This is a genomic window from Streptomyces guryensis, assembly GCF_021261325.1.
Classification (GTDB): Bacteria; Actinomycetota; Actinomycetes; order Streptomycetales; family Streptomycetaceae; genus Streptomyces; species Streptomyces guryensis.
In genome coordinates this window covers 230,714-254,477 of sequence record NZ_JAJSBI010000013.1, presented here as the reverse complement: position 1 = coordinate 254,477, position 23,764 = coordinate 230,714, and the positions used below count along the sequence as shown (strand labels likewise).

Annotated in this window: 18 protein-coding genes and 3 pseudogenes; 6 read left to right on the top strand and 15 right to left on the bottom strand. The window is 69.3% G+C overall.

Annotated features, from left to right (window positions below; all coding sequences use genetic code 11):
• Positions 1-13 precede the first annotated feature (13 nt).
• The 8 genes from LJ657_RS26090 to LJ657_RS26055 all read right to left on the bottom strand — a co-directional run bounded on the left by LJ657_RS26090 (position 14) and on the right by LJ657_RS26055 (position 8,364).
• A complete protein-coding gene (locus tag LJ657_RS26090) occupies positions 14-547 on the bottom strand; it encodes a DUF6879 family protein (protein WP_232651175.1) in 534 nt (177 codons plus the stop codon).
• Positions 516-782, bottom strand: a complete 267-nt coding sequence (locus LJ657_RS26085; RefSeq protein ID WP_232651174.1) for a hypothetical protein — start codon at positions 780-782, stop codon at positions 516-518. The genes LJ657_RS26090 and LJ657_RS26085 overlap by 32 nt, the downstream gene beginning before the upstream one ends.
• 161 nt (positions 783-943) lie before the next feature.
• On the bottom strand, positions 944-2,659 hold the full coding sequence (locus LJ657_RS26080; RefSeq protein ID WP_232651173.1) for a relaxase/mobilization nuclease domain-containing protein: 1,716 nt from the start codon (positions 2,657-2,659) through the stop codon (positions 944-946).
• Positions 2,656-3,246, bottom strand: coding sequence for a MobC family plasmid mobilization relaxosome protein (locus tag LJ657_RS26075; protein ID WP_232651172.1), 591 nt, complete (start codon positions 3,244-3,246; stop codon positions 2,656-2,658). The genes LJ657_RS26080 and LJ657_RS26075 overlap by 4 nt, the downstream gene beginning before the upstream one ends.
• Before the next feature lie 347 nt (positions 3,247-3,593).
• Entirely contained in the window at positions 3,594-4,373 is a 780-nt protein-coding gene (locus LJ657_RS26070; RefSeq protein WP_232651171.1) for a DUF2637 domain-containing protein, read from the bottom strand.
• A 449-nt stretch (positions 4,374-4,822) separates the two neighbouring features.
• Positions 4,823-6,349, bottom strand: a complete 1,527-nt coding sequence (locus LJ657_RS26065) for a DnaB-like helicase N-terminal domain-containing protein (RefSeq protein WP_232651170.1) — start codon at positions 6,347-6,349, stop codon at positions 4,823-4,825.
• A 135-nt stretch (positions 6,350-6,484) separates the two neighbouring features.
• Positions 6,485-6,676, bottom strand: a complete 192-nt coding sequence (locus tag LJ657_RS26060; RefSeq protein WP_232651169.1) for a hypothetical protein — start codon at positions 6,674-6,676, stop codon at positions 6,485-6,487.
• A 254-nt stretch (positions 6,677-6,930) separates the two neighbouring features.
• On the bottom strand, positions 6,931-8,364 hold the full coding sequence (locus LJ657_RS26055) for a recombinase family protein (protein WP_232651168.1): 1,434 nt from the start codon (positions 8,362-8,364) through the stop codon (positions 6,931-6,933).
• A gap of 23 nt (positions 8,365-8,387) precedes the next feature.
• Between LJ657_RS26055 and LJ657_RS26050 the strand changes: the two are divergent.
• Positions 8,388-9,083, top strand: a pseudogene (locus LJ657_RS26050) (LLM class flavin-dependent oxidoreductase); the annotation flags it as partial.
• 73 nt (positions 9,084-9,156) lie between these two features.
• A complete protein-coding gene (locus LJ657_RS26045) occupies positions 9,157-10,044 on the top strand; it encodes an HAD hydrolase family protein (RefSeq protein WP_232651167.1) in 888 nt (295 codons plus the stop codon).
• A 58-nt stretch (positions 10,045-10,102) separates the two neighbouring features.
• On the opposite strand, the gene LJ657_RS26040 is transcribed toward LJ657_RS26045, so the two are convergent.
• The 4 genes from LJ657_RS26040 to LJ657_RS26025 form a co-directional block, all read right to left on the bottom strand.
• Entirely contained in the window at positions 10,103-11,167 is a 1,065-nt protein-coding gene (locus tag LJ657_RS26040) for a M23 family metallopeptidase (protein WP_232651166.1), read from the bottom strand.
• A 142-nt stretch (positions 11,168-11,309) separates the two neighbouring features.
• Positions 11,310-14,855 carry a thiol reductant ABC exporter subunit CydD gene (gene cydD / locus LJ657_RS26035; protein WP_232651165.1) on the bottom strand — a complete coding sequence of 1,182 codons (3,546 nt, stop codon included), beginning with the start codon at positions 14,853-14,855 and terminating at the stop codon, positions 11,310-11,312.
• 58 nt (positions 14,856-14,913) lie between these two features.
• Entirely contained in the window at positions 14,914-15,918 is a 1,005-nt protein-coding gene (cydB, locus tag LJ657_RS26030) for a cytochrome d ubiquinol oxidase subunit II (protein ID WP_232651164.1), read from the bottom strand.
• An 18-nt stretch (positions 15,919-15,936) separates the two neighbouring features.
• Positions 15,937-17,445 (bottom strand): cytochrome ubiquinol oxidase subunit I, encoded by a 1,509-nt coding sequence (locus LJ657_RS26025; RefSeq protein WP_232651163.1) that lies wholly within the window; start codon positions 17,443-17,445, stop codon positions 15,937-15,939.
• Positions 17,446-17,591: 146 nt separating this feature from the next.
• On the opposite strand from LJ657_RS26025, the pseudogene LJ657_RS26020 reads away from it, so the two are divergent.
• A pseudogene (locus tag LJ657_RS26020) lies at positions 17,592-17,992 on the top strand (cyclophilin-like fold protein).
• Between the two features lie 7 nt (positions 17,993-17,999).
• On the opposite strand, the gene hisC reads toward LJ657_RS26020, so the two are convergent.
• The gene (gene hisC / locus LJ657_RS26015; protein WP_232651162.1) at positions 18,000-19,079 is read right to left on the bottom strand and encodes a histidinol-phosphate transaminase; all 1,080 of its coding nucleotides are present in this window, start codon (positions 19,077-19,079) and stop codon (positions 18,000-18,002) included.
• 400 nt (positions 19,080-19,479) lie between these two features.
• Between hisC and LJ657_RS26010 the strand changes: the two genes are divergently transcribed.
• The 3 genes from LJ657_RS26010 to LJ657_RS26000 all read left to right on the top strand — a co-directional run bounded on the left by LJ657_RS26010 (position 19,480) and on the right by LJ657_RS26000 (position 22,939).
• Positions 19,480-20,592, top strand: a complete 1,113-nt coding sequence (locus LJ657_RS26010) for a LacI family DNA-binding transcriptional regulator (RefSeq protein ID WP_232651161.1) — start codon at positions 19,480-19,482, stop codon at positions 20,590-20,592.
• A 202-nt stretch (positions 20,593-20,794) separates the two neighbouring features.
• The gene (locus tag LJ657_RS26005) at positions 20,795-21,877 is read left to right on the top strand and encodes a metallophosphoesterase (protein ID WP_232651160.1); all 1,083 of its coding nucleotides are present in this window, start codon (positions 20,795-20,797) and stop codon (positions 21,875-21,877) included.
• Positions 21,878-22,069: 192 nt separating this feature from the next.
• Positions 22,070-22,939 (top strand): hypothetical protein, encoded by an 870-nt coding sequence (locus LJ657_RS26000; protein WP_232651159.1) that lies wholly within the window; start codon positions 22,070-22,072, stop codon positions 22,937-22,939.
• 152 nt (positions 22,940-23,091) lie between these two features.
• Here LJ657_RS26000 and LJ657_RS25995 read toward each other — a convergent pair.
• Positions 23,092-23,238 (bottom strand): annotated as a pseudogene (locus LJ657_RS25995) (thiamine biosynthesis protein ThiC); the annotation flags it as partial.
• A gap of 10 nt (positions 23,239-23,248) precedes the next feature.
• The gene (locus LJ657_RS25990) at positions 23,249-23,683 is read right to left on the bottom strand and encodes a winged helix-turn-helix transcriptional regulator (RefSeq protein ID WP_232651188.1); all 435 of its coding nucleotides are present in this window, start codon (positions 23,681-23,683) and stop codon (positions 23,249-23,251) included.
• Between the last annotated feature and the right edge of the window lie 81 nt (positions 23,684-23,764).

Genomic DNA, 23,764 nt, shown 5'->3' with positions numbered 1-23,764 from the left:
GGTGAGGCGCGGGTCAGACGGTGTACTTCTCGTGGTCGACGGCACGCTCCCATACGGCCTCGAAGGCGTCGGAGCAGAGCTCGACCACGGCGGGGTCCTCGCTGAATTCCTTGGGCGGATCCGCCCAGTCGCCGTCCCCGGTGAAGATGTTGAACTGAACCAGGCGGTCGTCGAACAGCCAGAAGTCGGCCCCTGGAAGGGCAATGTCCACGGCCCGCCGGCGAGGCAGCCAGCGCACCAGTTCACCCGCCTCGACGTTCAGCGAGGTGGCGGCGTGCTCCCAGCGGATGTAGTCCGTCACCGGCTCGGACACGATCCGGGCCCGGCGCATCACCACGCCTCGGCCAACGGCTTCCCTCACCGTGCCCAGCCACTGGGGCCACCACCGTGCCGTCGGGTCGAGATCGACGTGGCCGGTGCGCTTGAACTGTTCGAATTCCTCGGACTCGTCGCCGACGCCGTACGTGTCGCGCATCTCCAGATGCACCGCGCTGCGGCGCGTACCGGCCAGCAGCTCAGCGAAGCTCGGCACGCCGTTCTGCGACATCACACGCCTCCCTCAGAATCGGCACCATGCGGGCGGGGATGCGGATCACCGTCTCATGGGCGGGGATGCCCACCGCGTGACCGGCGACCCACTCCGTACCGCTGACCAGTGCCTCCAGCACTTCCTCGGCCTTGATCCCCTGGAGGACCAGGTCGGCCGTCTCCTCTTCCACCCACACCGTCGGCGACCCCTCGCCGCCGGTGTTGGGGTCGATCCCGATGAACTGTAGGTCCACGATGCCCTCCCGGATCAAGCGGGTTGCGTGTTCTTGCGTGCGACGGTTCCGAAGGGTTCGGGGGCCGTCAAGGGCACGAGGCGGGTTGGAGACGACGTTGGCTTGAAGCCGCCAACTCTCCGTCGCGAAGCCGCGAGGTGCGGGACGCACCCACACGACGGCTACCGGCTCGGTCGGTGCTGCCGTTGGGGAGGCAACGTAGTCACCACTGGAGGCTGACCGTTTCGGGCCTGCTGGGCCGGGATCGAGCCCGCCATGGTCGACTGCATGCGGGCGGCCTCGGCAAGTCGGTTGCGTGCCGGGTTCCGGCCAGTGTGCTGGATGCGGGTGATCAGCACTCGGGCGGGCTGGCGCGCGGTGGTCAACTCGCGCTGGGCGGCAGCCTCCTTGAGGAGCTGGTGAGGCTGGTGGCCACGGGCTTCGGCGTCGGCGAGGACGGTGACGAGCGCCGGCCAGGCCGGGTCGGTGAGGATGCGCTCGGCCTGGTCGGGGATAGCTGCTCGTACGTCGTTCGCGAGAACGCGGCGGGCTTGATCCCTGGGCGGCCGGGCTGTGAGGTCGGCGAGCGTCGGTGCGAGTGCGCGGTCGGCGGCCGTCTGGAGGTGCTGGACGGCTTGGCGGGCGGCATCGGCCTGGTGGGCGTGGTGCTTCGCTTCGTGCCAGCGCCCGGCGACGATGGCGGCCCAGACGAGGGCCGCGACCAGGGCGGCCAGGGCGCTGCCGTCGGGGCCGGTCGCGGTGTGCACGATGTCGCGGGCTGCGCTGCGCAGGGCGTGGGCGGCGCGGTCTTCGGCACGGATCTGGGAGCGCTGGGCGCGGGCAAACGCCGTGGATGCGGCTCGGAGTTCGGTGCGCAGGTTGTCGGGTGCGTTCTGCGCGGTGGCTTGGAGCAGCTCGCCGAGGGCGGCGATGTGGGCCTGGGCATGGGTGTCGTCGGCGAAGTCGGTGTGGAGCGTGTCGAGTGCTTCCGTGGCCTGATGCCAGGGGGTACTGGGGCGGTTGCGGCGGGCGATGGGGTGCTCTGCAGGCTGGCCGGATTCGAGACGGGCCTTGATCTTGGGCAGGGAGAGGTCGGGAGCGATCTTGCCTCCAGAGTGGAAGATCTGCTCACCCTTCTCGCTAAGGTCGCCGGGGCGGCCGACGGCGTAGCCGAGGAGGTCGCCCGACGGGCCGCGCCGGGCCTTGACCTCGATGCCGTCGGCCTCCAGGTAGGCGATGAATTCCTCGGCATTGCTCACGTGCGGCATGGCGGCACGGATGCGGTCCTGGAGCCACTCGCGGCTCAGCTGTTCCCAGCCGAGGCGTTCGGCCTTGTGCATCTCGGCCTGGGTAGGCCGACGGGCACCAGTCCGATCCCCCTTCTTCAGCCGGCGCAGCCCGTAGTCCTTCTCGATCTCGCGGCAGGCGTCGCCGACGCGCAGGCCGCTGTCGTGGAGCTTGGGGCGGTGGCCGTCCTCGCGGACGGTGGTGGCGAGGATGTGAATGTGGTCGTCGGCATGGCGTACGGCGATCCAGCGACAGGCCAGGTCATCACCGGGCGGAGCGATGCCGGCCGCCTCGACGATGCGCTGGGCTATCTCGCCCCACTCGGCGTCGGAGAGGTAGCGGTCCTCGGGCGCGGCGCGCACGGGGCAGTGCCAGACGTGGTCGGTGACCTTCTGGCCGAACTCGTTGTTGCGCAGCCGCACGGGCTCGTCGAGGTAGCGGGCGAGTTCGGTGAGGGTGGCGTTCTCGTCGCGGCCGGGGTCGGGCAGGCCGAGCATCGCGAACCCGGCCACGATGTGCGGGTCGAGGTGCTCGTCGTGGCGGCCCGGTCCGTAGAGGTAGCCGAGCAGGCCGCGGGTATTGGACCCGGCGGGTTTGATGGCGGCGATCACGCGGACAGTTCCTCTTCTTCCGGCTTGGTCGGCTCGGTCTGCTCGGCTGGCTGGCGCAGGGCCTCGGCGATCAGCTCCAGCAGCTGGTGGAGTTCGGTGAGGCGTTGGCGGATGTCGGGTGGGGTGAGGTCGCTGTTGAGGGCGCGGGCGATCTGGTTGACGTTGACGCCGATCCGGTTGAGCTGGCGCAGGACCTGGGCGCGGAAGACGTGGGTGCGGCGGCGGTCCTCGGACAGGGGCAGGTTGGCGGTGAACCGGCCGGTGACGAAGGCGAGGACGATGTCGGCGGCGAAGCCTGAGTCGCCCTTGTAGCCGTGCTCGGCGGCTGCCTCCTGGAGTTGGGTGTGCTCGTCGCTGGTGAAGCGCAGGGGGCCGACGCGGGCGACGCGCTTAGTGCCGGTGAAGCGGCGGATCGTGGGCTGGACGCTCTTCGCGACAGGCTCACCGCCGACGCTCTCAGCGGTGTCGGTGGCGCGTACGGGGCGGAGGGTCTCGCGCTGGACGGTGTGGAGTGTGTCCTCGTCGGGGCCGCCCTCGGCCCCGACGTCCTGGCCTGGCGCCCCCTGGCGCTGGGCCTCCTCCGCCACCCCCGGGGCGGAGATCCCCGAAGACCGGCCTTGAGTCGGACTCGGGGTACTACTGGCTCCGCCAGGAGCACCCCGTCCGAACGCACGCCGCAGACGGTTCATCAGCGTAGGCGACTTCGCCTGGGACAGCGGCTCGTCGGGCGTTTGATCGGGGAGGGGCAGATGGTGAGTCACGGACGGTCTCCGGAAGGGGCGGGAATGGCAGGCGGGTCGCTGGGGAGGGGCTGGGCCGAATGCTGGCGGCAAGCCGCCATCCACAGGTGTGGATAAGCAGGGCGATTGAGTGAGCTGGTGACTGGCTGGCCGGGGTGACCGGACGGGTTCCGGTCACCCCGTAGGGATTCCGGTCAGCCGCTGTCCGGACCGGTCTCGGCGGCGGCTTCGATTTCGGGCCGGAGGATGGCCATCACGTCGGTTTGCCGCTCGCTACTGATCGTCAGCCCCTTGGCCTTGACGGCCTTTCGGAGCAGTGACCGGGTGAGCGTGCCGTGCTCGGCGAGGGCGATCCGGCCGGTCTCCACGAGTTCCTCAAGCGTGGCGCTGGGCGGACGGCCACCGCGCGGCCTGCTCTCCGCAATCTCGGAAGGTGGCTCCCTCGGCTGGGCGGGCACGGCGGGCGGCGGCGCGGCGGGCTGGACGGGCTCGGCGGGGGCGGTGACCGGTGGTTCCGACGTCTGGGCCGGGGCGGGATCCAGATGGCCCGCAGGCTGGTCGACGAGCTGGTGGATCTGCCGCCTCAGGACACCGAAGGCCAGCAGTGCGGCGGTCGGGGGAACCGCGGCCACCACGTAGTCGAGCAGCGGCACGGTGCCCGCACTGCCCGTGCCGTTGACCCCGGCCACGTTGAGCGCGATGGAACCGACCGACCCGGTGGCCGTAAGGGCGATCGCCCACCTGTCGGTCACCCTGCGCAGGCCGGCGCGGAGCATGAGCAATTCACCCGCGACGATGAACGCATCCAGGGTCGCCGGCCAGACCCAGCGGCGGGCGGGAGAGCTGCGCAGCCCGTGCTGGCCGGCGACCTCGGCGAGATGCGCGTAGGACAGCCAGAATCCGGCCATGGTCAGGGCCACGATGACAACTCCGGCCGCGACGAGCGCGTACCGCTCGGCGTCCTGCTTGGTCATCGACAGCCGCCCTTCGTCGGGGCGGTGCCCCCTGTCGGTAGGTGCGGGTGTGGGTGCGGAGAGGTTCAAGCGGGGTACTCCTGGGTTTTGGCGGTGTGATCCGTCTTGGCCGTTGCAAGCGCAGGTCAGGGCCGGTACGGCAGGGGGCTTGATGTGCCGTACCGGACGCAGGCTTCTCCGGGGCAGTGCGGACGGCTCGTGGAGGAGACGTAAGAGGCGTTCGTTTCTCGTCGGCTCCCACGCGGCTCCCTCTACAAGGAGGGGACCGCGCGTGAGTGACCGGTGGTGTGAGGTGTGTGCGGGCCCGCGTGAGCTTCTGACCTGCACTTCCCTCGGCGGCGTGAGCCGTGTGAGGGGCGTGTGGGCCGTTCTTCGGGGAGCGGCCCGTGAGTGCTCGCGTGAGCCGACGGTTCCGGTGCCGGAGCTCCCGTCCGCCGGTCCCCGATTCGTCAGGAGACGGCGGCCATGTGCCGGGCCCTGGCCCGATACCGCACCTGACGGTTGCCGCCGAGCTCCTGGTCCTTGGTGGCCTGCCCGGCCTCGTACAGGCCCTTCAGCACCCGCCGCGCCTTCTCCTGGTCCTTGGCGCTCGGGTCCGGCTCACCGGTCATCTGGGCTGCCAGCTCCTTGCTGGTCAGGCCGTTGGTCGCGTCGCGCAGGAGCTTGTACGGGTCGAGGGGCTCGTCGACCCTCGACGTACCGCGCTGGTGATCGTGGATCACCGTAAGCGGGCCGATCTCACCGGTCACCGTCTTGGCGTGATGGAGTTCGACCACCGTGTTGCCCGCTCCCCCGCTGAGGATCATCACGCTGCCGGCACCGGCGGTGAACCAGGTGGTGCCGTACACCCTGTCCAGGGTCGGACGTCCGCCTGGCTTGGCGTCGGCAGTGGCCTTGCGCTGGTGGTGAAGCTCCAGCAGTTCCGCGCCGGAACGGAGAAGCTGCTGCCGGGCCCGGTTGTACGCGCCGACGGCCTCGTCGTCGGTGAGCTTGCCGACGATGTCCTTGATGCTGTCGATGACGACGGTGTCCGCATCATGGTGGGCGGCAAGTTCGGCGAGGAGGTTCGGCTCGCGGTCGAGCGTGGCCGGCAGCGGTCCGGCCCAGACCACCAGGCGGTCCCGGAGGATCTCCTCGTCGACGTCGCGTACCAGGCGCCGCAGGGCGCGGGCGATCTGCGGAGGCCGGTCCATCGCGAGGTACAGCACGCGCCTGCCCTCGGTGACCGGCATACCGAGCACCAGCCTCTGGAAGCCGAGCCTGGCCATGACGAGCTGGTGCGCGATGGTGCTCTTGCCGACTCCCGGCGGGCCGACCAACATCATGCTCTCGCCGGTCGCCCACGCCGTCTGCTCGGGCGTGCCCCAGATCGGCGGGACCTGGGCGCCGTAGTCGTTGAGGAAATCCCAACCATCGACGGCAAACTGGCCGAGCCTGCCATTGCCGGATGGTCCTCGCCCGGCAGTCGTGTCCAGGGCGCTCTGCAACTGCGCGCGTATCTGGTCGGGGTCGGCGCCCTCGGAGACGCTCTGCTGCAGGGTCTGCACTGCCGCCGCCTGCAGGCGGCGCAGTTCGGCCTTCTCCCGCACGATCTCGGCGTAGTAGTCGCAGTTGGCCGGTCCCGGCGTCGCGCTGGCGAGGATGTGCAGGTAGGAGGCACCGCCGACGCGGGTGAGGGCACCGATCCGGCCGAGCTCCTCGCCGAGCGCGATGGGGTCGGTCGGCGAGCCCTCGTCACGCAGGGAGAGCACGCAGCGCCAGATGTCGGCGTGCGCCGGGCGGTAGAAGTCGGCGGCCTGCAGGATCGGGCGGGCGGCGTCAACAGCTGCCGAGCTGTACATGCAGGCGCCGAGGACGGCCTGCTCCGCCTCCAGGTGGTGGGGCGGCATGGGCAGACCAGGTCCCTCGCCGGTGTCGAACCGGGAACTCGTCTGCGGGGATGCGGTACGGGCGGGCTGGAACGTACCCTGGGGCACAGAACTTCCTCACTCGGTGCCGTACGGGATGGCAGTCCCGGCACCGGGGCAGATCGTTTATGGGCGGTCGTCTGGGAGTCGTTACGGCCTTCGGCGCTCCAACGCCGGGGGCCGCTCCCATGTCTGCGGCTGCCGCTATGCGGCCTTCGCGTACGTCGTGGTCGACATCAGGTCGGCCAGCCGCGCGGCACTGTGCGGGCTGATGGTCGTCGTGAATCCGGCGCACACGCGCGTCAGGGCTTGGGTACGGGCTGCCGCCTGGGCTTCGCGGCGGCTCGGCGTCCGCGGGGCGGCTACGGCGTCTTGGCGGGCGGACGGCAGGGGCATGAGCGAGTCCTTGCTGGCGGTGCGGGGCTGGCAGACTCCGCACCGCCGGTCGTTCGATGGGCGGTCGGTCGCGCGCCTGGCCCGAGGCGCTCCAACGCCAGGGCCGTGCGTGCCGCGTACGAAGGACTGGCAGGTCCTCCGAGGCGACCTTCAGTGTCCGGAGATTCGCCGGTTTGGGTAACCGGCGATCTGCTGCTATGTTGCTCCGCCGCCGTGCCCAGGAGTGCCCCCTGGCTCTCGCCTCATTGCCTCGCCTACAGCGGGTTCTGCTCGATGGCGATCCGATCCCAGTCGAAGACCCCACTCGGCTTGCCGGAAGCGTCTATCACCACCCCGGCGAACAGGAACCGCAGCACCGCGTTGCGCCGCTCGTCCGTCATCTCCTCGGCGTTCCAGGCAGCCTTCGCGCCAGGCCCCGTCAGTCCGTCGAGCAGCTTCATCGGCCGTACGACGAGGCGGCGCTGGGCCTTGGCGATGCGATCGGTGATCTCCTTGCGCATCCTGCGGTACTCCGCCGTGGAGATCTCCTTCGCGGTCCACATCCCGTTCAGCTCGTCGAGCTGCCGCTGGTCGGCCTCGACGGACTCCGCCGCCGTGTCTGGCATCACGGTCGACGCGAGCTGGCCGGAGACGGTGAGCCTGCCGAGCAGATCGATGGCCGCTTCCGTGACGAACTCCTCCAGCTTCACCGCGGCGATTCGCCGCACGCACTTCTTCTCACCGTTGCGGCTCCTGCGCGTACACAGGTACGACGGCACCCCGCCGATCTTCGTGCCGGACATCAGGGTGCCGCAGCGCGAGCACATGACCAGGCCGCGCAGCAGGTAGAAGCGCCGCAGCTCCAGGTTCGTCTGGTGCACGGCGGACCGGTACTCGCGCCGTGCCCGGGTCTCCTCCCACACCCCCTGGTCGATGATCGCGAGCCACTTGCCCAGCCCGACCTCCTCGCCCTGATGCATACGGATGCCGGCAACATGTCGGGAGTCGAGGAGGGCGCGGACCGTCCCCTGCGTCCACTCCTTGCCGTACACGGTCTTAATGCCGCGCTTGTGGAGGACCAGGGCGATCGCGCTCGGGCTCTGCCCCTTGAGGTAGCGGTCGAAGACCTCGCGGACGATCTCGGCCTCGTCCTCCCGGATGGTCATGCCGTCGGCCTCGTATCCGAAGCGGCGCTTGCCCGAGTGCGGAAGGCCGGTCTCGGCGCGCTCCTTCAGCGCCGACTTCAGCCGCCGCGAGGTGTCGTCTGACGATCGGCAGGCATGCGCGACCTCGATCCGCAGGATGAACCGGTCGTCGGGGTCCGAGAGATTCCGCCGGTTCGCCTCGCCGTGCAGCATGATCTGGTGCTCGTCCGAGACCTGGAGCAGTTCCTCCAGGTCCCTCGGCTGCCGCATCAGCCGGTCTGGGTGATACGCGATGACGTGCTGAAACTCACGCCGCTGGGCGCGTTCCAGGAGCTGATCCCAGCCCGGCCGCTTACGCCCCCGGCTCCAAGCCGACCGGCTGTTGTCGACGAAGACGTGGGCAGGGTCAATGGTGAGCCCCCGGCGCTCGGCGATCTCCCTGCAGATACGTTCCTGCCGATCGACGCCGGTCTGGTCGTCGTCGTCCGCCTGGGATATCCGGCAGTAGAGAGCCGCCGGCTCACCTGGGGTTATGGTCGGCTCGTGGGGCCTGGGTCGTCGCATGGGACCGATGGTATGAGCACGGAGTGGGCTCGCCGAACTTCCGCCACCCGGTGCCGTACGCGAAGGAGCTGATCTCCCTCGACGACATCTCCTCGGGCCGGTTCACCCTCGGCGTCGGCGCGGGTGGCAACGGCTTCGACGCCACCGTGCTGGGGCAGGAGCCCTGGACCCCGCGGGAGCGCGCGGAGCGGTTCGCCGAGTTCGTCCAGCTCCTGGACCGGCTGCTGACCGAGGACGGCAAGGACGGGGTGTCCTACGAAGGCGACTTCTACTCGGCGCACGAGGCGCGCAACATACCGGGTTGTGTGCAGCGCCCCCGGCTGCCATTCACGGTGGCGGCGACAGGCCCGCGCGGAATGCGGCTGGCCGCGCGGTACGGGCAGGCATGGGTGACCACGGGCGACCCCAGGCTGTACGAGAACGGCACTTCCGAACAGTCGGTTCAAGCCATTCGTGGCCAGGCCGAGAAGCTGGCCGACGCCTGCGCCGAGATCGGCCGGGACGTGACCGGGCTGGACAAGGTCCTGCTCACCGGCTTCACCCCGGACCGTGCCCGGCCTCTGGAGTCGCTCGACGCGTTCGTGGACTTCGCGGGCCGGTACCGGGAGCTGGGCTTCACGGAGATCGTGCTCCACTGGCCCGTCCCCGACTCCGACTTCGCCGCGGACGAGAAGGTCTTCGAGCAGATCGCCATGGAGGCCGCGGCACAGCTCGGCTGAGCGGGCGGGCTGTGGCGGCGCTGAGGACGGTAACCACTCACATGTGCGCACTCCCGCACGGCCGTGCAGGCATATGCGGGAGAATGGGCGGGTGACCTCAGCGACTCGACAGCCCGAGACCCCGGCCGCCGCCGTTCCGCCGCGGCTCATAGCCACCGATCTCGACGGCACTCTCCTGCGGGACGACAAGTCGGTCTCCCCGCGTACGGTCGCGGCCCTCGCCGCCGCCGAGGATGCGGGCATCGAGGTCTTCTTCGTCACCGGCCGCCCGGCCCGCTGGATGGACGTCGTCAGCGACCACGTCCACGGCCACGGCCTGGCGATCTGCGGAAACGGCGCGGCCGTGGTCGACCTGCACGGCGGCCCCGGCGCCCACCGGTTCGTGAAGGTGCGGGAGCTGGCCCGGGACAACGCGCTGGACGCCGTACGGCTGCTGCGCGACGCGGCTCCGGGCACGGTGTACGCGGTGGAGCAGACGTACGGCTTCCACCAGGAGCCGGACTATCCGAAGCTGCACATGGAGATCCCGGACAACCTCATGCCGGCCGAGGATCTGCTGGCGGCGGAGGGCCCCGGCGCCGCCGAGCCGGTGCTGAAGATCCTTGCCTACCACCCGACCCTCGACCCGGACGTTTTCCTCACCACCGCCCGTCTCGCCATCGGCGACCGGGCCAACGTCACCCGCTCGAGCCCCAGCGCCCTGCTGGAGATCAGCGGCCCCGGTGTCTCCAAGGCGAGCACGCTCGCCCTGTGCTGCGCCGAGCGCGGTATCTCGCACGAGGAGGTCGTCGCCTTCGGGGACATGCCGAACGACGTCGAGATGCTCACCTGGGCGGGCCGGTCCTACGCGATGGGCAACGCGCATCCGGACGTCATCGCCGCGGCGTCGGGCCGCACCGTCGCCAACAACGACGACGGGGTCGCGCTCGTCATCGAGCGGATGCTGACAGAGCGGCGTTAGCCGCCCGCGGTGATCCTGGTCGTCCTGGTCGTCCTGGTCGTCCTGGGCGTCCTGGTGGTCATGCGAGGGGGACGCCTCGTGCCGCCAGCCATGGCACCGGATCCACCGCGGAGCCCATCTGCGGCGTGACCCGTACCTCGAAGTGCAGATGTGGGCCGGTGGAGTTGCCGGTGGTGCCCGACTGGCCGATCCACTGCCCCGTGTCCACCCGCTCGCCCTGGTCGACGGCGACGGCGGCGAGATGGGCGTACTGCGTGTAGTAACCGCCCGGGTGCCGGATCACGATCTCGATGCCGAAGGCGCCTCCGCACGACACGCTCACCACGCGTCCCGCGCCGACCGCCCGCACCGGCGTGCCGATGGGCACCGCGAAGTCCTGCCCGGTATGCCGGTTCGCCCACCGGTCGCCGCCGCTGCCGAAACCCGCTGACAGCTCGTACGTCTCCACGGGGGCGACCCACGGCTGCGTGAAGCTCCTCTTCGGCTGGTCCAGCCGGACGGAGCCGCGGCAGCTGCCGGCCGCGACCGAAGCCTCCGCCTGCCCCTGCAACTGCCCACGTGCCTCCTCGAGTTTCCGCTCGATCGTGTCCTTCACGGCGGCGAGTTCGGTGTTCCGCTTCTCCAGCGCCTGCCACGCCGCCTTGGCCTTCTCCTCGTCGGCGGCGAACCGCGCCTCGGCCCGCCGGCTCCTGCCGACGGAGTCGGCCAGCGCCAGATTGGCCTGCGCAAGAACGTGCTGGCCGCGCATCAGTGCGTCCGGGCTGTCCGCGAGAATCAATTGCGCGGCCACCGGGAGAGCACCACCAGTGCGGTACTGGGCGCGCGCCATCCGGCCCAGGTCATCGTGCAGGCCGGCGATCTCCCTCCGTTCCCCGTCGAGCAGCGCCTGGGCCTGCTCGGCCTGCGCCCGCCGTACCTCGGCCTCCTGGCGCCCCGCTTCGTACTGCTGCGTCGCCAGTGCCGCATCCTCGTAGAGCTGCGCGACCTGGGTGCTGAGGCCGGAGCTGTCGCCGATCCCGTCTCCGTCGCCCACGCCCACGGCGTCGGCGGGCCGGGCCACCAGCAGGAGGAGCGCACACAACAAGGCCGGAGCGAGCAGCGGATGACGGCGGAATGAGCGCATGTCAGCGATCGTGACCTGCCCCATCGGGACGGGTCATGTTCAAGTCCTACGCCTGGGGGAAACAGCACCCCGGATGGCTCAGTGCGGGATGGATCGTGACAAGTCAGCCAGGCGCCTGCCGCTCCGCGCAGGCCGCCCTCCCCTACGCCGCTCCGACCAGCAGCTCCGTCTCCGTCTCCCGTTCCACCATCTCCCGCAACGGCCCCGGTACGGCGGCCAGTTCGGCGTACGTCCCGCGCTGCACCAGCCGCCCCTCGTCCAGTACGACGACCTCGTCGACCGCCTCCAGGCCGGCCAGCCGGTGTGTGATGAGCAGTGTCGTACGGCCCTCGGTGGCGGCCAGCAGGTCGGCGGTGAGGGCGTCGGCCGTCGGCAGGTCGAGGTGTTCGGCGGGCTCGTCGAGGACCAGGACGGGGAAGTCGGCGAGCAGTGCGCGGGCCAGTGCGAGCCGCTGACGCTGTCCGCCCGACAGCCGGGCCCCGTGTTCACCGACCAGCGTGTCCAGCCCGTCGGGCAGACTCTCGGCCCAGCCCAGCAGCCGGGCCCGGGCCAACGCGTCGCGCAGGTCGCCCTCGGTGGCGTCCTTCTTCGCCAGCAGCAGGTTCTCGCGTACCGAGCTGTCGAAGAGGTGCGCGTCCTGGGCGCACAGCCCGACGAGTCGTCGTACGTCGTCGCCGTCGAGCGCGTGGGCGTCCACGCCGGCCAGCGTGTACGAGCCCGTTTCCGCGTCCAGGAACCGCAGCAGCACCTGCGCCATCGTCGTCTTGCCGGATCCGGACGGCCCGACGACGGCGATGCGTCGCCCCTGATGGAGGGTCAGGTCGAGGCCGTCGAGTGCTCCCCGGTCCTGTCCTTCGTACCTGGCGGTCAGCCCCTTCAGAACGACCGGGAAGGGGGAGGCGGGGGCTTGCAGGGGCTGTTCCGGCTCCCGGACCGGCTCGGGCGCGTCCAGGACCTCGTACACGCGCTCCGCGCTTCTGCGCACCCGTTGCCGGTACTGCACGGCGAGCGGCAGCCCGAGGACCGCCTCGAAGGCGGCCAGCGGGGTCAGGACGACGACGGCCATCGCCACACCGCCCAGCCGCCCGTCGGCGACCGCCTGGGCGCCCACGAGGGCGGTGGCGGCAACCGTAAGGCCGGAGAGCAGCGCGGTGAGTCCGTCACCGAGCGCGGTGGCGTTGGCGGCTCGCGAGGCGATCCAGGTGAGCGTGCCGTCGGCTCGCCGTGCCTCGGCGGTACGAGCCGGCAGGGCGCCGGCGACGGTCAGCTCCGCGGTGCCGGTCAGCAGATCGGTCACGCGCGTCGCGAGCACTCCTCGAGCAGGGGCCAGCCTGCGTTCGGCGCGGCGGGACACAGCGCCGGTGACCAGCGGGACACCGACTCCGGCCGCCACCAGCCCGGCGGCGAGCGCGACACCGGCCTCGGGCAGCAGCCAGGTCGTGAAGCCGACGGCCGCGGCGGACACGATCGCCGCGGAACCGGCGGGCAGCAGCCAGCGCAGCCAGTAGTCCTGCAGCGCGTCCACGTCGGCGACGAGCCGCGAGAGCAGGTCGCCCCGGCGGGTGCTGCGCAGCCCGGCGGGGGCCAGTCGTTCCAGCCGCCGGTAGACGGCGACCCTGGTGTCGGCGAGCATCCGCAGCACCGCGTCGTGGGACACGAGCCGCTCGGCATAGCGGAAGACGGCCCGCCCGATGCCGAAGGCCCGTGTCGCCGTCACGGCCACCATCAGATACAGCACGGGCGGCTGCTGTGAGGCCCGCGAGATGAGCCACCCGGAGGTGGCCATGAGCCCGACGGCGCTGCCGAGCGCAAGGCTGCCGAGGAGCAGGGCGAGTGCCAGACGGCTGTGCCGGGGGCCGGACATGGCACGGACTCGGGTGAGGACGGGGCGCGGCCCCGTCGTGGGACCGGTCGTCCCGGCCTCCTCCGGAGCGGGAGGAGCGGTCTCGACCGGGCGAACCTCGGATGTCACAACACCCGCCACCACGGAAGCTGCGGGGGACACGGATCCCTCCAGCGTCGCCGTCGTACCCGCGGTCCCCTCCTTATCCGCTGTATCCGCTGTATCCAGCCGTACCACCCGGTCCGCAACCGCCAGCAGTGCCGGCCGGTGCACCACCAGCAGCACCGTCCGCCCCACCGCCAGCCGCCGTACCGCATCCACGACCGCGGCCTCGATGGCTCCGTCCAGGGCGGCCGTCGGCTCATCGAGCAGCAGCACCGGTCGGTCAGCGAGGAACGCCCGGGCCAGCGCGAGTCGCTGCCGCTGACCGGCGGACAGCCCGGCCCCGTCCTCCCCGAGCACGGTCTCGGCTCCCTGGGGCAGCGCGTCCACGAACTCCAGCGCCCCGGCTTCGCTCAACGCTTTGCGTACGGCGCTGTCGTCGGCGTCAGGCCTGGCCAGCCGTACGTTCTCAGCGAGTGTCCCGGCGAACAGACGCGGCCGCTGCGGCACCCAGGCGATCCTCGACCTCCACTGCTCAAGATCGACGTCAGCGAGATCGACTCCCCCGACCCGCACCCGTCCTTCAGCCGGCCGCACGAACCCCAGCAGGGTGTTCAGCAGCGTCGACTTGCCCGCGCCGCTCGGCCCGACGAGCGCGACGGTCTCGCCCGGCTCGACGGCGAAGGACACGTCCGACACGGCGTCCTCGGACCGGCCGAGATACCGAACCGTCACTCCCTCGAAGGCAATACCGCCCGCCGGAACGCTCCCCACTCCCGACGGCGGCACAGGAGTCTCCAGGACCGCGAAGATCTCCTCGGCCGCCGCAAGCCCCTCCGCCGCCGCGTGGTACTGCGCACCGACCTGACGCAAGGGCAGATATGCCTCGGGCGCGAGGACAAGGATGACGAGCCCGATGTACAGGTCCATCTCGCCGTGCACGAGCCGCATGCCGATCGTCACGGCGACCAGAGCCACGGACAGCGTGGAGAGCAGCTCCAGCGCGAATGACGAGATGAAGGCGATCCGCAGCGTCCGCATGGTCGCCTGCCGGTACTCGCCGGTGATGCGCTTGACCGACTCGGCCTGCGCCTTGGCGCGCCCGAACACCTTCAAGGTGGGCAGCCCTGCGACCACATCCAGGAAGTGTCCGGACAGCCGGGACAGCAGCCGCCACTGACGGTCCATGCGGGACTGCGTGGCCCAGCCGATCAGGACCATGAACACCGGGATGAGCGGCAGGGTCCCCACGATGATCGCCGCCGATACCCAGTCCTCGGTGACGATCCGGGCCAGCACCGCCACCGGCACGACCACCGCAAGTCCCAACTGCGGCAGATAACGCGAGAAGTAGTCGTCGAGGGCGTCGACTCCACGGGTGGCGAGGGCAACGAGGGACCCGGTCCGCTGTCCGCTCAGCCATCCCGGGCCCAGCTCCACGGAACGCTCCAGCAGCCGTCCCCGCAGCTCCGACTTCACCGCCGCGCTCGCCCGGTGCGCCGCGAGCTCGGTGAGCCACGAGACCAGCGCACGGCCACAGGCGACGGCCGCCAACAGCATCAGGGGAGTGCCGAGTTCACCAGCCGACATCCCGCGCTGGAAGGCACCCACCACCACCTCGGCGATCAGCATCGCCTGGGCGATGACCAGCGCCGCTCCGACCACGCCCAGACCGACGACCGCCACCAGGAAGAGGCGGGTGGCACGGGCGTAGCGGAGCAATCGCGGGTCGATCGGTTTCACGTGAAACACACCCTCTTCTCAAGGGCCATGTTTCACGTGAAACATGGCCAACTCGGAATCAGTGCACAGCGTCTGCGATGTGCTGCGTACCGATCCGCTTGCGGAACACCCAGTAGGTCCACCCCTGGTAGAGCAGGACGATCGGCGTGGCGATCCCCGCGCACCAAGTCATGATCTTCAGGGTGTAGGGGCTCGACGAGGCGTTGGTGACCGTAAGGCTCCAGTCCCCGTTGAGCGACGACGGCATGACGTTCGGGAAGAGCGACAGGAAGAGCATCGCCACGGCGGCCACGATCGTGATCCCCGACAGTGCGAACGACCAGCCCTCGCGCCCGGCCTGATTCGCCGCCAGGGCGGCGACCAGAGCCGCCACGGCCACGACGAGCGCCACCAGGCTCTTGCCGTCGCCGCTGTCGACCTGTGTCCACAGCAGGAAGACCAGTGCCAGCACAGCGGTGACGAGACCGACCACCGTCGCGAGCTTCCGCGCCCGCTCCCGGATGTCACCGACCGTCTTGAGCGCCGTGAACACGGCCCCGTGGAAGGTGAAGAGGGTCAGCGTCACCAGACCGCCGAGCAGCGCGTACGGGTTGAGCAGGTCCCAAAAGGTGCCGACGTACTCGAAATTCTTGTCGATCTTCACGCCGCGCACGATGTTGCCGAAGGCCACACCCCACAGGAATGCCGGGATCAGCGAGGTCCAGAAGATCGCGGTCTCCCAGTTGCGCTGCCAGTTCTCCTCGGGGCGCTTCGCCCGGTACTCGAAGGCGACTCCGCGCACGATCAGACAGACCAGGATCATGAGCAGCGCCAGGTAGAAACCGGAGAACAGCGTGGCGTACCAGTCGGGGAAAGCGGCGAAGGTCGCACCACCCGCCGAGAGCAGCCACACCTCGTTTCCGTCCCACACGGGCCCGATGGTGTTGATCAGTACCCGCCTCTCCGGACGGTTCCGAGCCAGCAGCTTGGTGAGGATGCCGACCCCGAAGTCGAAGCCCTCCAGGAAGAAGTAGCCGGTCCACAGGACGGCGATCAGAACGAACCAGACGTCGTGAAGTTCCATGACTCGATCTCCCTCGGCCTAGTACGAGAAGGCCATCGGCTTGTCGGCGTCACGGGTGTCGCCGCCGATCTTCGTGGGCGGGTTGAGGTCGGCCTCGGTGAGCTCAGGCGGGCCGGCCTTGACGTACTTCACGAGCAGCTTGACCTCGACGACGGCGAGGATGGCGTAGAGCGTGGTGAAGACGATCATCGAGGTGAGGACCTCGGCCTGGGAGACACCGGGGGAGACCGCGTGCCGGGTCTGCAGGACGCCGTAGACGACCCACGGCTGTCGGCCCATCTCGGTGAAGATCCAGCCCCATGAGTTGGCGATCAGCGGGAAGCCGAGGGTCCAGATCGCCACCAGCCAGTACAGCCTGCTGAGCTTGGGGCTGAGCGCCTTGTTCCTGAAGAGGACCAGATGCGGCACCTCGTCGTCGCCGACCCGCAGATGCTGCGGCAGCATGAACTTCTTGCGGGTCAGCCAGAGTCCGACCAGGCCGATGGCGAAGGACGCCATGCCGAAGCCGATCATCCAGCGGAACGCCCAGAAGGTGACGGGGATGATGGGCCGGTAGTCGCCGGGACCGTACTTCTCCTGCTCGGCCTTGTTGGTGTCGTTGATGCCGGGGACATACGAGTTGAAGTTGTCGTCGGCGAGGAACGACAGCAGGCCGGGCACCGACAGTTCGACGGAGTTGTGGCCCTTGCTGACATCGCCGTACGCGAAGATCGAGAACGGCGCGGAGTTCTGGCCGTCCCACAGCGCCTCGGCGGCAGCCATCTTCATCGGCTGCTGCTTGAACATGACCTTGCCGAGCGTGTCGCCGCTGATCGCGGTGAGCAGACCGGCGATGACGACGGTGACCAGCCCCAGCCGCAGCGAGCTCTTCATCACGGAGACGTGCTTCTTGCGGAACAGGTGGAAGGCCGCGATGCCGACCATGAACGCACCGCCGGTCAGGAAGGAGGCGGAGAGCGTGTGAAACGCCTGGGCGAGCGCGGTGTTCTGGGTGAGCACGTGCCAGAAGTCGGTGAGCTCGGCACGCCCCTTCGCTTTGTTGATCCGGTAGCCGACAGGGTGCTGCATCCAGGAGTTGGCCGCGAGGATGAAGTACGCCGACAGGATCGTGCCGATCGAGACCATCCAGATGCAGGCCAGATGAATCCTCTTGGGCAGCTTGTCCCAGCCGAAGATCCACAGACCGATGAAGGTCGACTCGAAGAAGAACGCGATCAGGGCCTCGAAGGCAAGTGGGGCGCCGAAGACGTCACCGACGAAGCGCGAGTAGTCGGACCAGTTCATGCCGAACTGGAACTCCTGCACGATGCCGGTGACCACACCCATCGCGATGTTGATCAGGAAGAGCTTGCCCCAGAACTTGGTGGCTCTGAGGTACTTCTCCTTCTCCGTGCGCACCCAGGCGGTCTGCAGGCCGGCCGTGAGGGCGGCGAGCGAGATCGTCAGGGGGACGAAGAGGAAGTGGTAGACGGTGGTGATGCCGAACTGCCAGCGCGCCAATGTCTCTGGCGCCAGAGCCAGGTTCACGTCGCCACTCCTAACCGCTTGTGAAAGCGTTCACATTCACAAGCAATTATGACGCACCTGTTTTCGCCGATCAGCAGCGGGGTCCTGTCTCCTGCGTCACGTCACCCCCTTGGCAGCGACTTCAACATATTGTTGAATTTCCTGCCGTGCAGATACGGATCTCGTGGCCCGCAGGCCACCTCACCGCGACCCTCGACGACACTCCGACCCCCCAGGCTCTCGCCAAGGCACTGCCGCTCGCCTCCACCGCCCGCACCTGGGGCGAGGAGGTCTACTTCCACACGGGCGTCTCTGTTCCACGTGAAACAACGGCTCTACAGGTCGTGGCCCCCGGAACGGTCGCTTTCTGGACCGACGGCGACGCCCTCGCACTCCCCTACGGCCCCACTCCGATCTCGCGAGGCTGGGGGTCCCCCGAACGGAGTTTGGGAGAGAGTGCCGCCTCGCGAGCCCGTGCAACGTCCTGGGCCGCCTCGACGGCGACCCCGGGCTCCTCGCCACAGTCCGCGACGGCGACCCCGTGCGGGTGGAACTCGTAGACGAGTAACGCCGGCTCAGAGCTCCTTGCGGAAGCCTTCCGCCACCTTCAGGAAGATGTCGTTCGCCTCGGTCTCCCCGACTGTCACCCGCACACCCTCGCCCGGGAACGGCCGGACCACCACACCGTGCTGCTCGCACGCCGCCGCGAACGCGACCGTGCTCTCCCCCAGCCGCAGCCACACGAAGTTGGCCTGGGTCTCGGGCACGGTCCAGCCCTGGGCGCGCAACCCGTCGACCATGCGGTTCCGCTCGCAGACCAGGGAACCGACCCGGCCGAGCAGCTCGTCCTCGGCCCGGAGCGAGGCGATGGCCGCCTCCTGCGCAAGCTGGCTCACGCCGAACGGCACCGCCGTCTTGCGCAGCGCCGCCGCCACCGGCTCATGCGCGATCGCGAAACCGACACGCAGGCCCGCGAGACCGTACGCCTTGGAGAACGTGCGCAGCACGCAGACATTCGGCCGCTCGCGGTACAGCTCCACGCCGTCCGGCACCTCGGCGTCGCGGATGAACTCGCGGTACGCCTCGTCCAGCACGACCAGTACATCGCCCGGCACCCGGTCGAGGAACCGCTCCAGCTCGGCCCGCCGTACCACCGTGCCGGTCGGGTTGTTCGGGTTGCAGACGAAGACAAGACGCGTCCGGTCGGTGATCGCGTCCGCCATCGCGTCCAGGTCGTGCACATCGCCCGGGGTCAGCGGCACCTGCACCGAGGTCGCGCCGCTGATCTGCGTGATGATCGGATACGCCTCGAAAGACCGCCAGGCATAGATGACCTCGTCACCGGGGCCACTGGTCGCCTGGATCAGCTGCTGGGCGACGCCCACCGAACCCGTACCGGTGGCCAGGTGGGAGAGCGGGACCCCGAATCGGTCCGACAGCTCGCTCATCAGACCCGTACAGGCCATGTCCGGGTAACGGTTGAAGGACGAGACCGCGGCCGTCACCGTCTCCATCACACCGGGCAGCGGCGGATACGGGTTCTCGTTGGAGGACAGCTTGTAGGCCACCGGGCCGCCGGCCGCAGCTCTCTTTCCCGGCTTGTAGGTGGGGATACCCTCCAGCTCGGCGCGCAGCTTGGGGCTCGTCTCGCTCACCGCAGTCCTCCTCATGACCACCACCGGCTTCCAATACTGCTCACCTTATGAGGATTCGGCACCGCTGCGTACAGCTCAGGGCAGACCTCATCCGTCACACGCACATCAGGGGCATCACCACCCGTAGGCAGACGAATCGTGGGGCGCGGTCACATATATCTATGCGCCGGTGGCTCACGCCCTGGCGCGCATCACCCGTGCAGGTGAGTTGAGACCTCTTCGAAACATCGGGGACTTGGCAGGCCCATGCGCGCCGACAAGTTACGTAGTCCCATTGGATCGTTCAACTGACTTTGTTTCAAAGGTAGTTGACGGTAAATGACCTTGCAGAAACGTGCCTGTCAACGCGCGCATATGCGTCCGCCCTACCCCAGTCGATGAGCCCTACTATCGGCTCGCCATGACAGCAGCAGGGAAGCACCAGGTGAGCCGCGCGGAAACCTCACGCCGAGGAAGCCGGCCGGGCCGGGCGGGCATCAGAGACGTTGCCGCCGCCGCCGGAGTCTCCATCACGACCGTCTCCGACGCCCTCAACGGCAAGGGCCGGCTCCCGGACGCCACCCGGCGCCATGTCCGCGAGGTCGCCGACCGGCTGGGTTATCGCCCGTCGGCGGCGGCCCGAACCCTCCGTACCGGCAAGTCGGGCCTCATCGGCCTGACCGTGACGACATACGGGGATGAACCTTTCACCTTCACCGAGTTCGCGTACTTCGCCGAGATGGCCCGAGCCGCCACCTCGGCGGCGCTCGCCCGCGGTTACGCCCTGGTCATCCTGCCCGCGACCTCCCGCCACGACGTGTGGTCGAACGTGGCGCTGGACGGCACGGTCGTCATCGACCCCTCCGACCAGGACCCGGTCGTCAGCGAACTGGTCCGGCAGGGTCTGCCCGTCGTCTCCGACGGGCGCCCGGCAGGCTCGCTCCCGGTCACGGCCTGGGTCGACAACGACCATGAAGCCGCCGTACTCGGCATCCTCGACCACCTGGCCGACGCCGGCGCACGCCGCATCGGACTGCTGACGGGGACATCGACCGACACGTACACCCACCTGTCAACCACGGCGTACCTGCGCTGGTGCGAACGTGTCGGACAGGACCCGGTGTACGAGTCCTACCCGGCACACGACCCGTGTGCCGGCGCCGTCGCCGCCGACCGGCTGCTTGCCCGCCCCGACCGGCCCGACGCCGTCTACGGCCTGTTCGACCCGAACGGCACCGACCTGCTCGCCGCGGCCCGCCGCTACGGCCTGCGCGTACCGGACGACCTGCTTCTGGTCTGCTGCAGCGAATCCACCGTGTACGCCAACACCGAACCGCCCATCACCACACTCTCACTGAAGCCGCGCCGCATCGGCACGGCTGTGGTGCAGCTCCTCATCGACGCGATCGAGGGGGTCGAATCGGACCAACCGGTCGAGCAGGTGATACCGACGGAGCTGATCGTGCGCACCTCGTCCCAGCGACGTCCGCCGCGTACGACGGTCAGCGCGCCGCGGTCGCCCGAAGAGGAGTAGAACAGAGGCCGTCAGCAGACGGTCGAAGCCCTGCCCAATCGGGGCGAAAGCCGCGGTGAACTGGACTCTTCCTCCGATTCACCACCCCTGGGTCATCACATGGCGCGATCGGCATTCCTATGATGGGCCCACGACACCGCTGGGCCGCTGCGACCAGGCAGTCCGATGCGGTGCAGATGCGGCGCGATGGTGGAGGGGTCTGATGACTCAGGGGGCCGGTCAGGGACCCGAGACGGAGCGAACGGCGACGTTGCGCGACTTCCGGGTGCCGGCATATGTCCACGAGACCGGTCCGTACGGCCACAGCACACACCCAGGCGACGTCGCCAGACCCGTCGAGGAGCCGGCCGACCACCCGGAGGGGTACACGCCGACACAGCGCGACCTCCCGGTCGTCAACCGCGGGGACACTCTCCAGGTGACCGTCGACCCCGCATCCCTCCCGGTCCCGCAGCAGACGGACGGCGCGGGCCCGCTGTACGTCGTCGGTGATGTGCACGGCTATCTCGACGAGTTGGTGGCCGCCCTACAGGAGCAGGGTCTCGTCGACGCCGCGGGGAACTGGTGCGCGGGCACCTCCCGACTGTGGTTCCTCGGCGACTTCACCGACCGCGGCCCGGACGGCATCGGCGTCATCGACCTCGTGATGCGCCTGTCCGCGGAGGCGGCCGCGGCAGGCGGCTACTGCAAGGCGCTCATGGGCAACCACGAGCTGCTGCTGCTGGGCGCCAAGCGGTTCGTGGACACCCCCGTCAACTCCGGGGCGGGCACTGCCACCTTCCAGGCGGCCTGGCTGCTCAACGGCGGCCAGAAGACCGACATGGACCGCCTCCAGGACCATCACCTCCAGTGGATGGCCCGCCTGGACGCCATCGAGGAGGTCGACGGCTATCTGCTCGTCCACTCCGACACCACCGCCTACCTCGACTACGGCGACTCGATCGAGGCCGTCAACGACACCGTCCGCGAAACGCTCACGCGCAACGACGCGGACGAGTGCTGGGATCTGTTCCGCAAGTTCACCAAGCGGTTCTCCTTCCGCGACGAGGGCGGTGCAGACGCCGTACGCTCCCTGCTGGATACGTACGGTGGCACGCGGATTGTTCACGGTCACAGCCCCATCCCGTATCTGCTGGGCGAGGTCGGCTCCGAGGACGGCGAGGACAGCGCAGGTCCCGTGGTCGAAGGACCGCACGTCTACGCAGAGGGCCTCGCGATCGCGATGGACGGCGGAGTGACCATGGCCGGAAAACTGCTGGTCCAGCAACTGCCCCTGGATATCTGAACGTTCACAGGGCAGGGGTCCCCCATGGAGGAGTCGCGATAAACGGCGCAGGCCAGGGCCCAATTTCTTCAAACCCCCTGTCACCGTGTGCCGTCGCCGCTCTACCATCGGCTTATCCGTAGCAGGCTCCCCTCCGTTTCTGCCCGACGGCTCGTTGGCATGCGAGCCCCAAGCCCTACGGAGCATCGGGGGATGCACATGAACAGCGTTCCGCAGCACCTGCTGAGCGAGGACCGCCAGGAGTACGAGCGGGTCCTCGATGAGGCGCTGCGCTCCGCCCCAAACCGTCCGGAACTGGCCGCTGTCGGTAAGCGGCTCAACCCCGAACAGCTGCGCACCATGGCGCTCAACGCCACCGCACTCATCACGGTGGCCGCGGCGGCCGAGTACCAGCACTACGTGAAGGTTCGCGAGGAACTGCGCCAGCCGGCGCCGTCCACCCCGCCGTCCACCCGCGAAACCGGCTCTGCGGAGCCGGGTGCGGCGGCGATGGGGCTCGCCACCACCCTCGGCGAGGCCGCCGAGCCGGCGGGCGCGGGCGCCGTCGCCGTCGCCGCCGTCCTCACCCCCGTCCTCGCCGGAACAGCTGCGGTGATCTTCCTGCTCGTCGGGTACATCATCAGGAGCCTCGAGCCTAAACAGATGTTCGGCAAGACCATGATCACCGCCGGTTGGGTGTTCGGCGCCATGACCGCGGCCGCGATCCTCGTCGCCGCTGTCGGGCTGCTGCTCACCGCCCTGCGCAACCAGCCCTCGCTCGAGTCCGGACCCTACGCCGAACTGAGCGGGGAAGTGGCTCTGGCCAGGGAAGCTTGGCGCGAAGCACTCCTGGAGCGCGGCATCATGCCGTTCCTGCGGGAGGCACTCGCCGACCCCGGCTCCGCCGTGGCGCTGCAGAGCGTCACCCCGCCGACGTCGACCGGCCGCATGCCTCACCTCGGCTACGGCCGACCGGGCTTCAGCAGCCCGGACGACGGCTCGGCCCCCGGCTCGCGTCCGAGCTTCACCAGCCCGGACTACACCAGCCCGGACTTCGGAGGCCCGGAACACCAGCCGGAGTAACCGTCGGCTTGCGCCCTCCGCACCAGATGGCCCGTCCGGCCGGCAGGGGGAGCGCAAGCCGAACGCCGGTCACCTCGACGGCTCCGCCCCACGGCGACTCACGCCGAAGAGCGGGACCGCCTTCCGCGTCGGAGGCCTTTCACCGGCATACGTCAGTCCGCGATCGGCAGGTACACCCTGTTGCCCGCGGCGGCGAACTCCTTCGACTTCTCAGCCATGCCCTGCTCGATCTCCGCCCGATTCCCGCCGTGCTCACGGCGGATGTCCTGGGAGATCTTCATCGAGGACAGCATCAGCCCCGATCGAGTTTCACCGCCCGCCAGCGGACGATGTTCCAACCCCAGGGGGTTGGCGGGTGGCTCGCTCGTCGAATTCCTCCCGTGCGGCCTGGACAGCGGCGATGTTTGCCTGTGACCAGTCGGTGATGGTCTGCAGCAGCCCACCTACCTCCTGGCCCATCTTGGTCAGTTGATACTCCACGCAGGGTGGCACGGTCGGATACACGGTGCGGGTCATCAGTCCGTCGCGCTCCAGCGCACGCAGGGTCTGTGTCAGGACCTTCGACGTCACGCCGTCCAGCCGTCGACGCAGTTCGGCGAATCGCATGGGCCGACGGTCCTCAAGTGCCACCAGCACCAGCATGGTCCACTTGCTGGCGATCAGCTCCAGCACGGAACGAGTCGGGCAGTCGCGTAGGAAGACGTCCACGCCACCGTGTTTCCTCAGATCGAAGCCGGTATCCATGAGGAACCTCGATATCAGATAAGTGCCTTCTTCCGTGGGGTCATCGCTCGGGCCGACCATGGAACGCACCACGATCCACTG